General features: G+C 52.1%; 13 protein-coding genes. 4 read left to right on the top strand and 9 right to left on the bottom strand.

The genetic code is table 11. The features are described 5' to 3' along the window. Window positions 1–5: 5 nt before the first annotated feature. The 7 genes from panB to thpR all read right to left on the bottom strand — a co-directional run bounded on the left by panB (window position 6) and on the right by thpR (window position 5,724). The gene (gene panB, locus HA49_RS10230; RefSeq protein WP_038023000.1) at window positions 6–800 is read right to left on the bottom strand and encodes a 3-methyl-2-oxobutanoate hydroxymethyltransferase; all 795 of its coding nucleotides are present in this window, start codon (window positions 798–800) and stop codon (window positions 6–8) included. 89 nt (window positions 801–889) lie between these two features. Further along, entirely contained in the window at window positions 890–1,378 is a 489-nt protein-coding gene (gene folK / locus HA49_RS10225) for a 2-amino-4-hydroxy-6-hydroxymethyldihydropteridine diphosphokinase (RefSeq protein WP_038022998.1), read from the bottom strand. A 2-nt stretch (window positions 1,379–1,380) separates the two neighbouring features. Then, on the bottom strand, window positions 1,381–2,790 hold the full coding sequence (pcnB, locus tag HA49_RS10220; RefSeq protein ID WP_211259065.1) for a polynucleotide adenylyltransferase PcnB: 1,410 nt from the start codon (window positions 2,788–2,790) through the stop codon (window positions 1,381–1,383). A 40-nt stretch (window positions 2,791–2,830) separates the two neighbouring features. Next, window positions 2,831–3,763: a tRNA glutamyl-Q(34) synthetase GluQRS gene (gene gluQRS / locus HA49_RS10215; RefSeq protein WP_038022993.1), complete on the bottom strand. Its 933-nt coding sequence runs from the start codon at window positions 3,761–3,763 to the stop codon at window positions 2,831–2,833. Between the two features lie 69 nt (window positions 3,764–3,832). Further along, window positions 3,833–4,288 (bottom strand): RNA polymerase-binding protein DksA, encoded by a 456-nt coding sequence (dksA, locus tag HA49_RS10210; protein ID WP_038022990.1) that lies wholly within the window; start codon window positions 4,286–4,288, stop codon window positions 3,833–3,835. A 179-nt stretch (window positions 4,289–4,467) separates the two neighbouring features. Continuing rightward, on the bottom strand, window positions 4,468–5,172 hold the full coding sequence (gene sfsA, locus HA49_RS10205; RefSeq protein WP_038022988.1) for a DNA/RNA nuclease SfsA: 705 nt from the start codon (window positions 5,170–5,172) through the stop codon (window positions 4,468–4,470). 12 nt (window positions 5,173–5,184) lie between these two features. Continuing rightward, on the bottom strand, window positions 5,185–5,724 hold the full coding sequence (gene thpR / locus HA49_RS10200; protein ID WP_038022985.1) for an RNA 2',3'-cyclic phosphodiesterase: 540 nt from the start codon (window positions 5,722–5,724) through the stop codon (window positions 5,185–5,187). Between the two features lie 135 nt (window positions 5,725–5,859). Here thpR and hrpB point away from each other — a divergent pair, with 135 nt between their 5' ends. Beyond that, entirely contained in the window at window positions 5,860–8,307 is a 2,448-nt protein-coding gene (gene hrpB / locus HA49_RS10195) for an ATP-dependent helicase HrpB (protein ID WP_245610177.1), read from the top strand. Between the two features lie 95 nt (window positions 8,308–8,402). Further along, window positions 8,403–10,901, top strand: coding sequence for a bifunctional glycosyl transferase/transpeptidase (mrcB, locus tag HA49_RS10190; RefSeq protein ID WP_038022983.1), 2,499 nt, complete (start codon window positions 8,403–8,405; stop codon window positions 10,899–10,901). 71 nt (window positions 10,902–10,972) lie between these two features. Here the strand turns inward: mrcB and hemL are convergent, their stop codons facing one another. Then, window positions 10,973–12,253 (bottom strand): glutamate-1-semialdehyde 2,1-aminomutase, encoded by a 1,281-nt coding sequence (hemL, locus tag HA49_RS10185; protein ID WP_046791740.1) that lies wholly within the window; start codon window positions 12,251–12,253, stop codon window positions 10,973–10,975. 156 nt (window positions 12,254–12,409) lie between these two features. Here hemL and clcA point away from each other — a divergent pair, with 156 nt between their 5' ends. Together clcA and erpA are read left to right on the top strand one after the other, a co-directional pair. Beyond that, window positions 12,410–13,822, top strand: coding sequence for a H(+)/Cl(-) exchange transporter ClcA (clcA, locus tag HA49_RS10180; protein WP_038022978.1), 1,413 nt, complete (start codon window positions 12,410–12,412; stop codon window positions 13,820–13,822). A 72-nt stretch (window positions 13,823–13,894) separates the two neighbouring features. After that, a complete protein-coding gene (gene erpA / locus HA49_RS10175; protein WP_038022976.1) occupies window positions 13,895–14,242 on the top strand; it encodes an iron-sulfur cluster insertion protein ErpA in 348 nt (115 codons plus the stop codon). 320 nt (window positions 14,243–14,562) lie between these two features. On the opposite strand, the gene mtnN is transcribed toward erpA, so the two are convergent. After that, window positions 14,563–15,264, bottom strand: coding sequence for a 5'-methylthioadenosine/S-adenosylhomocysteine nucleosidase (mtnN, locus tag HA49_RS10170; RefSeq protein WP_038022973.1), 702 nt, complete (start codon window positions 15,262–15,264; stop codon window positions 14,563–14,565). Window positions 15,265–15,281: the final 17 nt, after the last annotated feature.

Genomic DNA, 15,281 nt, shown 5'->3' with positions numbered 1-15,281 from the left:
CTGACCTACTGATAACTGTGTTCTGCTGACGGGTAACTGCCTTCCGCAACCTGGCGGATATAGAGACTTATTGCGTCACGGATATTGCCCGTTTCTGCCAAAAAGTTTTTACTAAATTTTGGCAGATGCCCGTCGGTTATCCCCAGAGCATCATGCATGACCAAAATCTGACCGTCCGTCTGATTACCGGCACCTATTCCGATCACAGGGATGGATAATGCGGTAGTAATTCGCGCGGCCAGCGAGTGAGGCACACATTCCAGAACCATGAGTTGTGCTCCTGCTCGTTCCAGTGTCAGGGCATCATTCAGTAATACTTCAGCGGCGTCGCTGTCACGTCCCTGGACTTTGTAACCCCCAAACACATTCACTGACTGAGGTGTCAGACCCAGATGACCACATACTGGCACCGCTCGTTCAGTCAGTCCGCGAACGGTTTCAGCCAACCAGGCGCCACCTTCCAGTTTGATCATATTTGCACCGGCGCGCATCAGTTGTGCAGCGTTCTCATACGCCTGTACAGGCGACGAATAGCTCATGAATGGCAGGTCTGCCAGCAACAGGGCAGCCCCGGCGCCCTTGCGTACAGCGGCGGTATGGTAAGCTACCTGTTCAACCGTGACCGGCAACGTTGAGTCATGACCCTGAATGGTCATGCCCAGCGAGTCGCCCACTAACAGCACCGGTATGCCTTCGTCAGAGAACAGGTGAGCAAAGCTGTAATCGTAAGCCGTAAGTGCGGCAAATTTCTCGCCTGACAATTTCCATTTGCGAAGATCATTAATTGTGACTGATTTCATTATGACCTCTTGTCATTATTTTTTCTTATGGGGAGTTTACAGGAATAATCAACCGGGGTGAATGACCTGTCAGGGCAGCTTTCGGGCGGTTAATGGGCCTGCCACAGGCTAATGTCGGAGCTATCCAGTACGGAAAGCAGTGAAGCAATACTGCGCCCGTCGGGGTACTGACAGTCAGGGGCTATCTCGTTAAGCGGCAGCAGCATAAAAGCACGATTATGCATATCGTAGTGCGGAACGGTCAGATGCGGTGTCATTATTTCCAGATCACCAAATAACATAATATCCAGGTCCAGCGTACGGGGACCCCATCGTTCATCTTTACGTTCACGACCCTGCTCCAGTTCAATACGCTGGGTATGTTCAAGTAACTGTAGTGGAGTCAGTGAGGTTTCCAGCGCAATGACGGCATTAAGGTAGTCAGGCTGGTCCGGTGGGCCATAGGGGGGGGTGCGGTAAAACGAGGAAGTAGCGACCCGCCGGCTATGCGGGATCGCATCCAGCGCCTGCAAAGCTGCATGCACTTGTTGCAGAGGATCTGCCAGATTACTGCCCAGGGCAATATAAGCCAGAGTCATCCTCAGTTATTCCGTGGTGCCGGCTGACGGCGACGCGACCGGTTAGGACGACGACGCTGATGCGGATCGCTCCCCAGACTATTGATCATTGCCGACTGACGTACCGGAGGTGCTGACTGAAACTCTCCCCACCATTGTCCCAGACGCTCAAGTTCGCTATTTTTTTCTACTTCAGCGCGCAGTAACAGCAGGTCATAGGCAGCACGGAATTTCGGGTGTTCCATCAGCTTCCACGCCCGTTTACCATGGCGGCGCGGCAGGCGTAGCTGTAGTGACCATATGTCCCGGATCAGGCTGGTAATGCGTTTCGGGATAGCGATGGCACGGCAGGCTTCATCCAGTGTGTCATTCATTGCCAGAGCAAAAGCTTCGTACCATGGCAGCCCGCTTTCCTGGGCGATCTGTTGCGCGCGTTCAGACTGCGGATACCACAGCATGGCGGCAAACAGAAATGCCGGGTTAACACGCATATCATTGTTAATCCGTCGATCAGTATTCTTCAGTACCTGAACAATCATCCGTTCCATGGCACTGTCACCCTGTGGGGTAAGATACTGTGTAATGGTGGGGAACAACGGCTGAAATAGCTGGTACTGCAACAATAACTGGTAGGTTTGCTCGCCGTGGCCCGCCTGAAGTAATTTCAGTGACTCTTCAAATAAGCGTGCAGACGGAATATCGGTCAGCAGGCTTGCCAGCCGGGTGATGGGTTCAGCAGTTTCCGGGTCAATGCTCATATTGAGCTTGGCGGCAAAACGGACTACCCGCAGCATCCGCACCGGATCTTCACGATAGCGGGTTTCCGGCGAACCGATGAGGCGAATAACCCCCTGTTGCAGATCCTGTAATCCTCCGACATAGTCACGAACAGTAAAATCAGCCACACTGTAGTAGAGGCTGTTAATGGTCAGGTCACGGCGCTGCGCATCATCTTCAATGGAGCCAAAGATATTATCGCGTAGTAGCATCCCGTTCTGACCAAGCTGAGACTGGTTCCGGTCGTGTTCATTATTTTTTTCGGCTTCGCTGGCATGATGGCCGCGGAAAGTTGCCACTTCGATGACTTCCGGACCAAACATCACGTGTGCCAGACGGAAGCGTCTTCCCACCAAACGACAGTTACGGAACAGTTTACGCATCTGCTCCGGGGTTGCATTAGTAGTAATGTCGAAATCTTTCGGTTTTTTACCCAGCAGAAGATCACGGACACCGCCGCCCACCAGATAAGCTTCAAAGCCTGCTTTATTTAGCCGATACAAGACTTTGAGCGCATTTTCGCTAATGTCTTTTCGGGAAATATTATGCTTATCACGCGGAATGATAGTCATCAGATTTTGGTCTTTTGTCTCAGCGGGGACTTCTTCTTCACGAAGAAGAACTTTCCGACAAAAATTCGCTACTCGGGTAAAAATAGTACACCTCGACAGTGACATAAAATAAGTAATGCTCAAATCAGCGGCTAATCATAGCCTGTTGTGAGCAGTTTGAGAATGCTGTAAGTGGCTCTGCCGGGATTAAAGCGTCATTTAATGGGATATCGGCGACTTTCCAGCGGGAGACAGCCTGTAACAATAATGCATCACGGGAAAGATCCTGCCATTCATCGTCTACCGTCTGACCCAGAAAACGGAGTGCTTTTACCAGCCCGGGGCGTGGATCACCTTCCGGTAAGGGGGGCGCATGATTCTGTTTCGATAATTTATTGCCGTCAGGATTGATGGCCAGCGGTAAATGCATATAGGCTGGTACAGCCCAGCCCAGTTGCTGATACAGGGAAATTTGTCGCACGGTAGGGGCAATTAAGTCAGCACCGCGGACAATTTCAGTGACTCCCTGAAAATGGTCGTCCACGACCACCGCCAGATTGTAGGCGAACAGGCCGTCACGTCGATGGATAATAAAATCTTCGGCTGCCATTGCATGGTCGGCTGTTAACCTGCCACGTAATTGATCTTCGAAAGAGAGTACAGGATAAGACTGACAAATCCGCAATGCGGCATCCTCTGAACTAAGATTTAACCCGCGACAATGCCCATCGTAAGTCCCCCCCGTCTCACGGATTCGGCTACGGGTACAACGACAGAAATAGCTCTGATGACTGGTAATCAGTTGCCCGATAACCTCCCGGTAGGCCTCGCTGCGTTGTGATTGCCAAAGAACATCCCCATCCCAGTGTAAGCCATAATGTTCCAGCTGACGCAGGATAGTGTCTGCAGCGCCGGGAATTTCGCGGGGAGGGTCAATATCTTCGATGCGTACCCACCAGCGACCCTGTTGAGCCCTGGCATTCAGGTAGCTGCCGAGAGCAGCAATTAAAGATCCGAAGTGTAATGCTCCGGAAGGAGAGGGGGCAAAGCGCCCTGTACAACCATTATCAGGCGTCATAAGCAATCATACAGGCTACAACAGAGCCGGTACGGCTCTGTTGTACGTTAGCTTATTGGCAGGCTGAAATCAGCCAGCCATTTGCTTTTCACGGATCTCTGCCAGCGTCTTACAGTCGATACATAAATCGGCAGTAGGACGGGCTTCCAGACGACGGATACCGATTTCAACACCGCAGGATTCGCAGTAGCCAAAATCATCATCCTCGACTTTCTTCAGAGTTTTTTCGATCTTTTTAATCAGCTTACGTTCACGATCACGGTTACGCAGTTCCAGACTGAACTCTTCCTCCTGAGCAGCCCGGTCAACCGGATCAGGGAAGTTTGCCGCTTCGTCCTGCATATGTGAGACAGTACGGTCGACTTCATCCCTGAGTTGATTACGCCAGGCTTCAAGAATTTTTCTGAAGTGTGTCAGCTGGGCTTCGTTCATATACTCTTCGCCCGGTTTCCCTTGATACGGCTCCACCCCAGCGATGGCGAGGATACTCAGGGACGATGTTTTACGGTTTTGCCCTTCTTGCATGCTGTTTCTCCTGGATAACACGCACTATCGATTCCCGGTGAGGGAAAAAAACAGGCCGCTATAAATAGCAGAAGCTATCTCTGTTGGCAATTACTGATATTGTATGTTGTTGCCCACTTGTCAATAAAATTGACGCTTAAATGCCGAATTATCTTTTCAATACACGCCGTTGCAGCCATTTATTGGTCGAAACCAACAGAAAATTCTATTTTAGCATCGGCAGGTGTGAGCGAAGCTTTATAGACCAGAATTTCCACTCCGGCCAGTATTGCTTGATCAAGAAGTGCTGCGTAGCGTGGATCGATATGGCGGGCGACACTCACGTTATCAATTCCGCTATGTAGTACCGCGAAAAAAAGAACCGCACGATGCCCCGCTGCGACAATAGACATCAACTCCCGAAGGTGTTTCTGTCCCCGCAGAGTCACCGCATCCGGAAAATAGCCATGACCATTTTCGAGTAAGGTGACCGATTTGACTTCAACATAACAGTCCTTCAGTCCTGGTTGTTGCAGTAAAAAATCAACCCGGCTGTTTTCCGAACCATAACGAACTTCACTTTGGCATTGCCGGTATCCGGCAAGTTCAGGGATGTGCTGACAATCAAATGCTTCACGAAACAGAGAATTGGCCCGCAGGGTATTCACGCAAATCATGTCACCGGCTACCGTTTCGGTCAGTTCCCAACTGTGAGCATATTTGCGTTTTGGGTTATCTGACGTGGAGTACCAGACAGTATCTCCCGGCGTTGCACATCCCGTCATCGCGCCGGTATTGGCACAATGCAGTGTGAAAAGCTCTCCCTGTGGTGTGACCACATCGGCCAGAAACCGTTTGTAGCGTTTGAGTAAGGTGGCGGACTGCAAAGGCGGATTAAACTGCATATGAAAATCTCTTCACGGTTGTAGGGGGGGTTGCAACGGGAATGTTGCTTCGCAACGGAGGGTGTTTCTTCTGCCGGATAAATCGCTACTCATTAATGAAAACCGGGTGACCGGAAACTGCCAGTGGAAGCCTGCAGGAGGAATCGCTATCCGGCTAAATGCATGATGCAGAATTCTGACGTGCGGGTGATAATTTCCATCCGGCTGCGGACAGCCTTGGCGTGCAGCCTGGGAACGTAACAGCGCGCCCAGTTTTAACACTCCGGAGGGGGCTGGCCGGCACCCCAGCCATACGGAACCGGACTTCGGCCAGTGGCCGGCATCATTTAGTGTTAGCAGAAACTCTGGTTGCTGAATTCTGGATGCCTGTTGTAGTAAGCGCTGACAGGTACTGTCGCTGATTTCTCCAAGCCAGGCTAGAGTCATCATCATTGCCGCGGCGGGTACAGGCCGTCCGGAATCGGCCGGAAAATTTTCGGATCTCCAGTGCACCAAGGATTTTTGCAGCTCTTTGGGAAGCTGAATGGCAAAAAAGTAGTGTTGCCCTGGCATTTCAGTCTCCTGATTGTCATCTTCTCCTGTCACTCCCGGCGCGGGGGTATGACATATACAGCGCTCAGGAGTGAGGAACCCGCAGTAGGGTGTTATTATGGCCATTATATTAACACAGCTTGCAGGGAGTTTTATTTGCTGCCATTACCTGTCAGTGACGTGCTGGATGAACTGTCCACTGCACTGAAAAATGCCGCCCGGGTATTATTGATAGCCCCACCCGGGGCGGGAAAGTCGACCTGGTTGCCCTTGCAACTGCTTGCTCAGATGCCGTCCCATGGGCGGATTTTGCTGCTGGAACCGCGGCGTCTGGCGGCACGCAATGTCGCCAGACGGCTGGCAGAAACATTGAATGAGCCGGTGGGTAAGACCGTGGGATACCGGATGCGTGGCGAAAGCCGTAGCGGGCCGGAAACCCGACTGGAAGTGGTTACCGAAGGCATCCTCACCCGCATGCTGCAACACGACCCGGAGCTGACCGGCGTTAGTCTGGTGATTCTGGATGAATTTCATGAACGCAGTTTGCAGGCAGATTTTGCCCTGGCGTTGTTACTGGATGTTCAGCAGAGCCTGCGTGATGACCTGAAAGTATTGCTCATGTCCGCGACCCTGGATCACCAGCGATTATCGGCATTACTGCCAGAGGCTCCGGTCATTATCTCAGAAGGCCGCAGTTACCCGGTCGAACGTCGCTATATTTCCCTGTCTGCCCGATTGCCATTTCCGGATGCTGTCGCGCGGGAAGCGGCACAACTTTTAAAGGAACACCCGGGGTCTATGCTGATATTTTTACCCGGAGAGCGGGAAATTCTGGCGGTTAAACAACAACTGACCGCACGACTCAGTAGTGATACTGATGTTTTTCCTTTATATGGTGCAATGAGCCTGACTGACCAGCAACAGGCTATCAGTCCGTCTTTACCAGGCAGACGTAAAGTCGTCCTGGCGACCAATATTGCTGAAACCAGCCTGACGATTGACGGGATACGTCTGGTGGTCGACAGTGGTCTGGAGCGGGCAGTGCGGTATGACAATAAGAGCGGGTTGAGTTTATTACAAACCCAGCGTATCAGTCAGGCATCTATGGTTCAGCGGGCAGGACGTGCCGGACGTCTGGAGCCGGGAATCTGCTGGCATCTACTGAGTCAGGAACAGGCAGACCGCGCAGCCGCAGTAAGTGAAGCAGAGATCCTAAATAGCGATTTAAGTGCGCTGATGCTTGATGTGCTGTATTGGGGGTGTCGTGAACTGTCGCAACTGCAATGGCTGGACCTGCCGCCAGCCAGCCGACAGGCTGCGGCATTGCGTCAGCTACAACAACTTGGTGCTGTGGACCAGCGCAACCAACTGACCTCTCTCGGAAGAAAAATGGCAACCGCCGGTACCGAGCCGAGGCTTGCCGCTATTCTCTGTGCCGCCTATCAGTCTGCTTCAGCCATGGCGACCGCGTGTTTGCTGGTGGCAATTCTCGAAGACCCGCCACGCAATAGCAGCAGTGATCTGTTATCACTGTTTTTACACCCGCAGACTCAGTGGGTAATACGCGCGCGGTCCTTACAACAACGCTCAGGTATTGAGGGTGGGCGGGTTGATGATGCGCTGCTGCCGGAGTTGCTGATGGCCGGGTTTAGTGACCAGTTGGCACGTCAACGTGATCAGAGCGGACGTTATCTGATGGCAAAAGGCACCGGGGCATCGGTAGCCGCCCTGGATCCTCTGGCCCGTTATGAATGGTTACTGGTTCTGAGACTTTCGTTTGGCCCGCAGCAGACCGAAGCCCGGATTCGGCTGGCAATGCCGGTGGATATAGCTGAGCTTACCCGGCAGTGCCCTGATCTGATTGAAGAGCGGGATGATGTTGAATGGGATGAAGAGAAAGGTATCCTGCGGGTACGGCGGCAGCAGGCTATTGGTGCGCTGATCCTGACATCACGGCCGGGGAGTCGCCCGGAAGCACCGGTGCTGCATCAGGCGATGTTACGCTGGATCAGAAGCAAGGGCCTGTCCGTGTTGCCCTGGACTCCACCGGCTTTACAGCTCAGGGCCAGGCTAAGCTGCGCCGGTCAATGGCTGGCGGAGGAGAGCTGGCCGTCTGTGACCGATCAGGCATTGCTGGAAACTCTTGAACAATGGTTACTGCCGGAAATGGTGGCGGTAACTGATGCCCGAACTTTTAACTCTATTAATATTTCGGCAGCTTTATTACATTTAATCACATGGTCACAACGCCAGCGACTGGATAGTGAGCTGCCAACTCATTACACTGTGCCAACGGGCAGTCGTATACTGATCCGTTATGACACCGAACAGCCACCGGTTCTTGCAGTACGTATGCAGGAGATGTTTGGTGAAGCTCATACGCCAGTGATCGCCGGGGGAAGAATCCCTCTGCTGCTGGAATTATTATCACCGGCAATGCGTCCGTTACAAGTCACCCGGGATTTAGCCGGGTTCTGGCAGGGGGCTTATCGCGAAGTGCAAAAGGAAATGAAAGGCCGTTATCCAAAGCACCCATGGCCGGATTCACCCGCCACTGCACTTCCTACCCGCCGGAGTAAAAAGTTTTCCCCGGGACAATTGTGAAGTGCCCTCGCTTTCAGAGGGTTCTGGCATGTAATTACGCCGGAACGGGATTAAAGTAACGCGCATGCTGAGGCTATGCCTGGAGAATAAAATTCATGTCTGGGAACGATCGCGAACCGATCGGGCGGAAAGGGAAAACGCCTCGTCAAACGGAAAAAGCCCGCAAACCTGCGAAGCGTAATAAAAATAGTCATTACGATGATCAGGATATCAACGAGTACGCTGAGGAGCAGTCATTGCCACGTAAAGGAAAAAAGAAACCCCCGGTAAAGAAACGCCGCTGGCTTGGGCTGTTTATCAAATTGTTTCTGGTAGCTGCTGTAGTGGTGGCTGCCTGGGGCGTCTATCTCGACTCTGAAATCCGTCACCGGGTGGATGGTAAAGTCTGGCAACTTCCGGCAGCAGTTTATGGCCGGGTAGTGAGCCTGGAGCCAGGAATGCCTTTCGACCGTAAAGGGATGGTGGATCTGCTGGAGGGAACGCAGTATCGCCTGGTGACCAAAATCACCCGGCCAGGTGAGTTTACGGTTAAAGGTAATACCATCGATTTATTACGCCGGCCGTTTGATTTCCCGGACGGAAAAGAAGGTCAGATTCATGCTCAGATGACATTCAGTCATGGAGAGTTATCCGAGATTAAAAATCAGGATACCGGACGTGATTTTGGCTATTTCCGGCTCGATCCCCGGTTGATCACCATGTTGCAGTCACCGAATGGTGAACAGCGGTTATTTGTCCCGCGTTCCGGTTTCCCGAACTCGCTGGTCGATACTCTGGTAGCGACCGAAGACCGCCATTTTTATGAGCATGACGGGATCAGCTTATATTCCATCGGCCGTGCGTTTGTCGCCAACATTACTGCCGGCAGAGCGGTACAGGGGGGCAGTACCCTGACACAACAGCTGGTGAAAAACCTGTTCCTGACCAACAAACGAACCTTGTGGCGCAAGATCCGTGAAGCTTACATGGCAATCATCATGGATGCGCATTACAGCAAAGACCGCATTCTGGAACTGTATTTGAATGAGGTGTATTTAGGACAGGCTGGCAATGATCAGATTCGTGGATTCCCGCTGGCCAGTTTGTATTACTTTGGCCGGCCGGTGGATGAACTGAGTGTTGACCAGCAGGCGTTACTGGTAGGGATGGTGAAGGGTGCCTCACTGTATAACCCATGGCGTAACCCGAAATTAGCCCTTGAACGGCGTAATGTGGTCCTGCGCTTGCTGCAACAGCAAAAATATATCGATGAAGATATGTACAATATGCTGTCTGCCCGACCATTAGGTGTGCAGCCAAAAGGCGGGGTGATCACTCCTCAGCCAGCCTTTATGCAGATGGTCCGTAATGAGTTGCAGGAAAAACTGGGGGATAAAGTCCAGGACCTGTCAGGTGTGAAAATATTCACGACACTGGACCCCATATCTCAGGATGCCGCCGAAAAAGCAGTGACTGAGGGAATTCCGCAGCTGAAAAAACAACACGGTTTAAAAGATCTCGAAACAGCGATGGTGGTGGTGGACCGCTTCAGCGGGGAAGTCCGTGCGATGGTCGGTGGTGCTGAACCTCAGTTTGCCGGGTACAACCGCGCAATGCAGGCGCGCCGCTCCATCGGTTCTCTGGCTAAGCCGGCAACCTATCTGACGGCACTGGCTCAGCCCCAGACTTACCGGCTGAATAGCTGGATTGCCGACCAGCCACTATCGCTGAAACAGCCGAATGGTCAGATTTGGAGCCCGGAAAATGATGATCATAAATTCAGCGGCAAGGTATTGCTGGTGGATGCATTGACTCATTCGATGAACGTTCCGACAGTCAATCTCGGGATGTCACTGGGGCTGCAGAATGTGGTGGATACATGGACTAAATTAGGTGTCGGTAAAGATCAGCTGACCGCCGTACCTGCGATGCTGCTCGGGGCGCTGAACCTGACACCGGTTCAGGTCGCTCAGGCATTCCAGACCATTGCCAGTGGTGGTAATCGCGCGACGCTGTCGGCAGTCCGCTCCGTTATTTCTGAAGATGGTAAAGTACTGTACCAGAGCTACCCTCAGGCACAGCAGGTTGAACCCCCGGAAGCGGCTTATCTGACACTGTATGCAATGCAACAGGTTGTTAACCGGGGAACTGCGCATGCATTAGGTGCTCAGTACCCGACCATGCACCTGGCTGGTAAAACCGGAACCACTAACAATCTGGTGGACAGCTGGTTCACAGGGATTGACGGTAAGGAAGTTACCGTGACCTGGGTTGGGCGTGATAATAACCAAACGACAAAACTGTGGGGTTCGAGCGGGGCATTACAACTGTACCGTCGTTATCTGGCTAACCAGCCACCGACGCCGTTGGATCTGACGCCTCCGGAAGATGTGACTACCATGAACATCGATTCGGCCGGTAACTTTGTCTGTGGGTCTGGTAGTACGACCTGGCGTTCTCTGCCCGTCTGGGCGGCAGACCCGACAACACTCTGCCAACAGCAACAGCAGCAGCAACAACAGCAACTGCAGCAACAACAGCAACAGCAGCAGGTGCAGCAGGACAGTGATGGTAAGGGCGTTGCCGGATGGATTAAGGATATGTTCGGTCAGTAAGTGAAGTCCCTGGATAAGCAACCATAAAAAAGGCGCCGTGGCGCCTTTTTTTATGCAGAAATCCAGTGAAATTACAGGCGGGCAAAGCTGCGACGGGCAGCATCGACGGTTTTCTGAATATCTTCCGGACTGTGGGCCAGTGACATAAAACCCGCCTCAAATGCTGAAGGCGCGAAGTAAATCCCTTCTTCGAGCATCAGATGGAAGAATTTTTTGAAACGTTCCACATCACACTGGCAGACATCCTGATAGCAGGTCACGGTTTCGGCATCGGTAAAGAAAATACCAAACATACCGCCGACATGATTGACCACCAGCGGGATATTTTCTTGCTGTGCCGCATTCAATAAGCCTTCCGCCAGGCTGTTGGTCAGTTCTGTCAGCGTGGCGTGAGTGCCAGGTTGTGCGACCTGGCTCAGACAGGCAAAGCCGGCAGCCATCGCCAGCGGGTTACCGGACAGTGTCCCAGCCTGGTAGACCGGGCCGGTGGGGGCTAACGCTTCCATAATTTCACGGCGACCGCCGAAGGCACCTACCGGCATACCGCCACCGATAATTTTTCCAAGACAGGTCAGGTCTGGCTGCACATCATAGTATTCCTGGGCTCCACCGAGAGCGACACGGAACCCGGTCATGACTTCGTCGATAATCAGCAGTGCGCCATTTTCGTCACAAATCTGGCGCAAGCCCTGCAGGAAGCCTTCAGCCGGAGGAATGCAGTTCATGTTGCCGGCGACCGGCTCAACAATAATACAGGCAATCTCTTGTGGGTGTTGACGGAAAGCTTCACGAACGGATTGCAGATCATTGTAGGTACAGGTCAGCGTATGACGGGCAAAATCGGCCGGAACCCCCGGAGAGTTTGGTTGGCCCAGGGTTAACGCACCGGAACCCGCCTTTACCAGCAGACAGTCGGCGTGTCCGTGGTAGCAGCCTTCGAATTTAATAATTTTATCGCGACCGGTGAATCCGCGGGCCAGTCGGATAGCACTCATGGTGGCTTCGGTGCCTGAATTTACCATACGCACCATGTCCATGGACGGAACCAGTTCACACACCAGTTCCGCCATTTTGACTTCCATCTCAGTTGGAGCGCCAAAACTCAGGCCACGGGCGGCAGCTTCAGTAACGGCATTGCGGATTTGCGGATTATTATGCCCCAGAACCATCGGTCCCCATGAACCGACATAATCGACATAGGCTTTTCCGTCAGCATCGTATAAGTAAGCCCCTTCAGCACGTTCGATAAACAGGGGAGCACCGCCCACGCCGGTAAATGCGCGTACCGGAGAGTTAACGCCCCCGGGGATTAGACGTTGCGCCGCACTGTAGAGATTTTCAGACTTGCTCATGGCTTCGGTTCCTGTTGATAACTGAATATGGCACTAGTGTACGAGAAGTTCGGGACAGTACGAAAGCCCCGGTTATTGGTTTGCTACATTTAAGCGCTAAAAATTAGCCGCTTCACAGGTATACTGTGTTGATGGTCCTTTATCTTCTGTCTTGTTATGCAAAATATTCCTGCTTCAACCGATGAATTACCGGTCGTTCCGCTGCGGCGCAGTGATTATTTACGTTTCTTAATTCGCAAAGATAAAACTCCGCTGGCAGTTCTGCTGTTGGCTGGGTTAGTTGGCATTCTTGTCGGGTTGGTCGGAGTTGCTTTTGATAAAGCCGTCAATGCGGTCTTGCACTACCGCCTGCACCATTTTGCCGGAAGTTTTAGTCTGGTTTCACTGGTCTGTGGAATCGTAGTCTCTGCGCTGCTGGCAGTGGCAGGTTACTGGCTGGTCAGACAATTCGCCCCCGAAGCGGCAGGTTCAGGCATTCCGGAAATTGAAGGTGCACTGGAAGAATTGCGCCCGGTGCGGTGGTGGCGGGTGATCCCTGTAAAATTTTTCGGGGGTATTGGTACACTTGGAGCCGGTTTAGTCCTGGGGCGTGAGGGGCCGACAGTCCAGCTCGGTGGGAATATTGGGCGGATGGTGTTGGATATCTTCCGTATGAAAGGGACAGAAGTCCGACATACGTTGCTGGCGACCGGGGCAGCATCAGGCTTATCAGCGGCCTTTAATGCACCGCTGGCCGGGATACTGTTTATCATTGAAGAGATGCGGTTGCAGTTCCATTACAGTCTGATCTCAGTCAAAGCGGTATTTATTGGCGTTATCATGTCCTGCATCGTTTTTCGTATTTTTAACGGAGAAAGTGCAGTGCTGGATGTCGGTAAGCTGACCAATGCGCCTTTGAACACTCTGTGGTTATACCTGGTGGCTGGCATGGTGTTTGGGATTGTCGGGGTGATTTTCAACAAGCTTATTTTCAAAGTTCAGGATCGTTTTCAGCAACTGCATGGCGGGCGGATGAAAACTATTCTGTTAATCGGTGCCATCATTGGCGGGACTTGCGGAGCGCTGACACTATTATTCCCGCAACTCACCGGCGGGGGATCGTTGCTGATCCCATTAGCTGCCAAAGGTGAATATGGGTTTGCCATGTTACTGGCGCTGTTCCTTTTACGCATGGTGATGACATTATTGTGTTTTTGTTCCGGTGCTCCCGGCGGTATTTTCGCACCGATGTTGTCGTTAGGCACTTTACTGGGTACCGCTCTGGGAGTGGTCGCCGCATCAATGTTTCCGGAGTATCACCTGCAGGCGGGAACCTTTGCCATTGCAGGCATGGGGGCACTGTTTGCTGCGTCAGTCCGGGCACCACTGACCGGGATCGTACTGGTTCTGGAGATGACGGATAATTATCAGCTGATTTTACCGATGATTATTACCTGCCTGGGGGCGACATTACTGGCGCAGTTTTTGGGCGGCACTCCGCTTTATTCAACCTTGCTGGCAAGAACTCTGGCAAAGCAAGCGTCATCAGTGCCCGGGGAAGCGGCACAGAGTGTGCAGCAGAGCGCTTGATCGCAGCCCATGGCTGACGGATAATGTAGCCATTGAGGTCCTTCAGGACCCTGGAGTTTACCGGAGTAATTTATGAGCGATGATATTGCAGCACTGCCGTTACAGTTCACTGAAGCTGCGGCCAACAAAGTAAAATTCCTGATCGCTGACGAAGATAACCCTGAGCTGAAATTGCGGGTTTATATCACCGGTGGTGGATGCAGCGGTTTCCAGTATGGTTTTACTTTTGACGATAAGGTCAATGAGGGTGATATGACCATCGAAAAACAGGGTGTATCACTGGTGGTTGACCCGATGAGCCTGCAATATCTGGTCGGAGGTTCGGTGGATTATACCGAAGGGCTGGAAGGATCACGTTTTATTGTGACTAACCCTAACGCTAAAACCACTTGTGGTTGTGGCTCTTCCTTCAGCATCTGATTTTTCTCTGCCCCTCCTCCCGGAGGGGGCAGATTCTTCCTCACTCTCTTCTGATTTTTTCCCATGATCCGCTATTTGTTAAAACCGGTGGTCAGTCGTCTCAGATGACTGATGGTATATTGTGCTGACAATCTGAAGATCTGACCGTTGCGTTGTCAGACTGACTCAGGTATTCGTTTTTTTTTGTAAAGTTAGCGGATTGCTCTGCGTCATGACTCTGAACCGCGGTTTTTCTGAAACATTTCCGGGCAAGGGGCAGACTCTTTCATGCAGTAAAAAAACAGTCTCCGGGCGGAGACTGTTGGAAAAACTGATGTAAATCAGTGGGTAGTAGCAAGCCTCGCCACCAGGTCTTCGACCATCAGTGAAGATTGTTTCGCTGCAACGTCAAGGAACTCTTCAAAGCTTAAGTGAGATTCCTGATCGGCAACGTCGGAGATAGCGCGAACTACGACGAAAGGCACACTAAAACGGTGGCAGACGTGGCCTATCGCAGTAGCTTCCATTTCAACCGCAATGGCGGCAGGGAAGGTTTCACGAATGCGTGCCAGTGGAGCCGCACCATTGATAAATGCATCACCACTTACTATCAGACCCCGTACCGCATGCAAATTTAAAGCCTGAATGCTTTGTTCGGCCGCACTAATCAGTTTCTCATCAGAGACAAAACTTTCCGGGCAACCGGCCATCTGGCCTGGTGCGTAACCAAATGCGGTCACGTCGGCATCATGGTAGCGTACTTCTTCAGAAACCACGATATCACCCACTTTCAGTGATGAGGCCAGTCCACCGGCAGAACCGGTATTGATCACAATATCCGGCTGGCAGATATGCAGTAATAACGTGGTGCCCAGCGCGGCAGAGGTTTTACCGATCCCGGATTTCAGCAACGCTACTTCTGTACCGTTCAGGGTTCCGGTATAAATTTCGCAACCGGCGATAGACAGGGTTCTAAGTCCTTCAATTTTGTCACGCAACAGAGTGATTTCTTGCTCCATTGCACCAATTATTCCTGCTTTCATAGCGTATCTCACCAATA

Origin of the sequence: Tatumella morbirosei, assembly GCF_000757425.2 — a bacterium.
In the GTDB taxonomy this organism is placed as follows: Bacteria; Pseudomonadota; Gammaproteobacteria; order Enterobacterales; family Enterobacteriaceae; genus Tatumella; species Tatumella morbirosei.
This window is presented reverse-complemented; position numbering and strand designations above follow the sequence as displayed.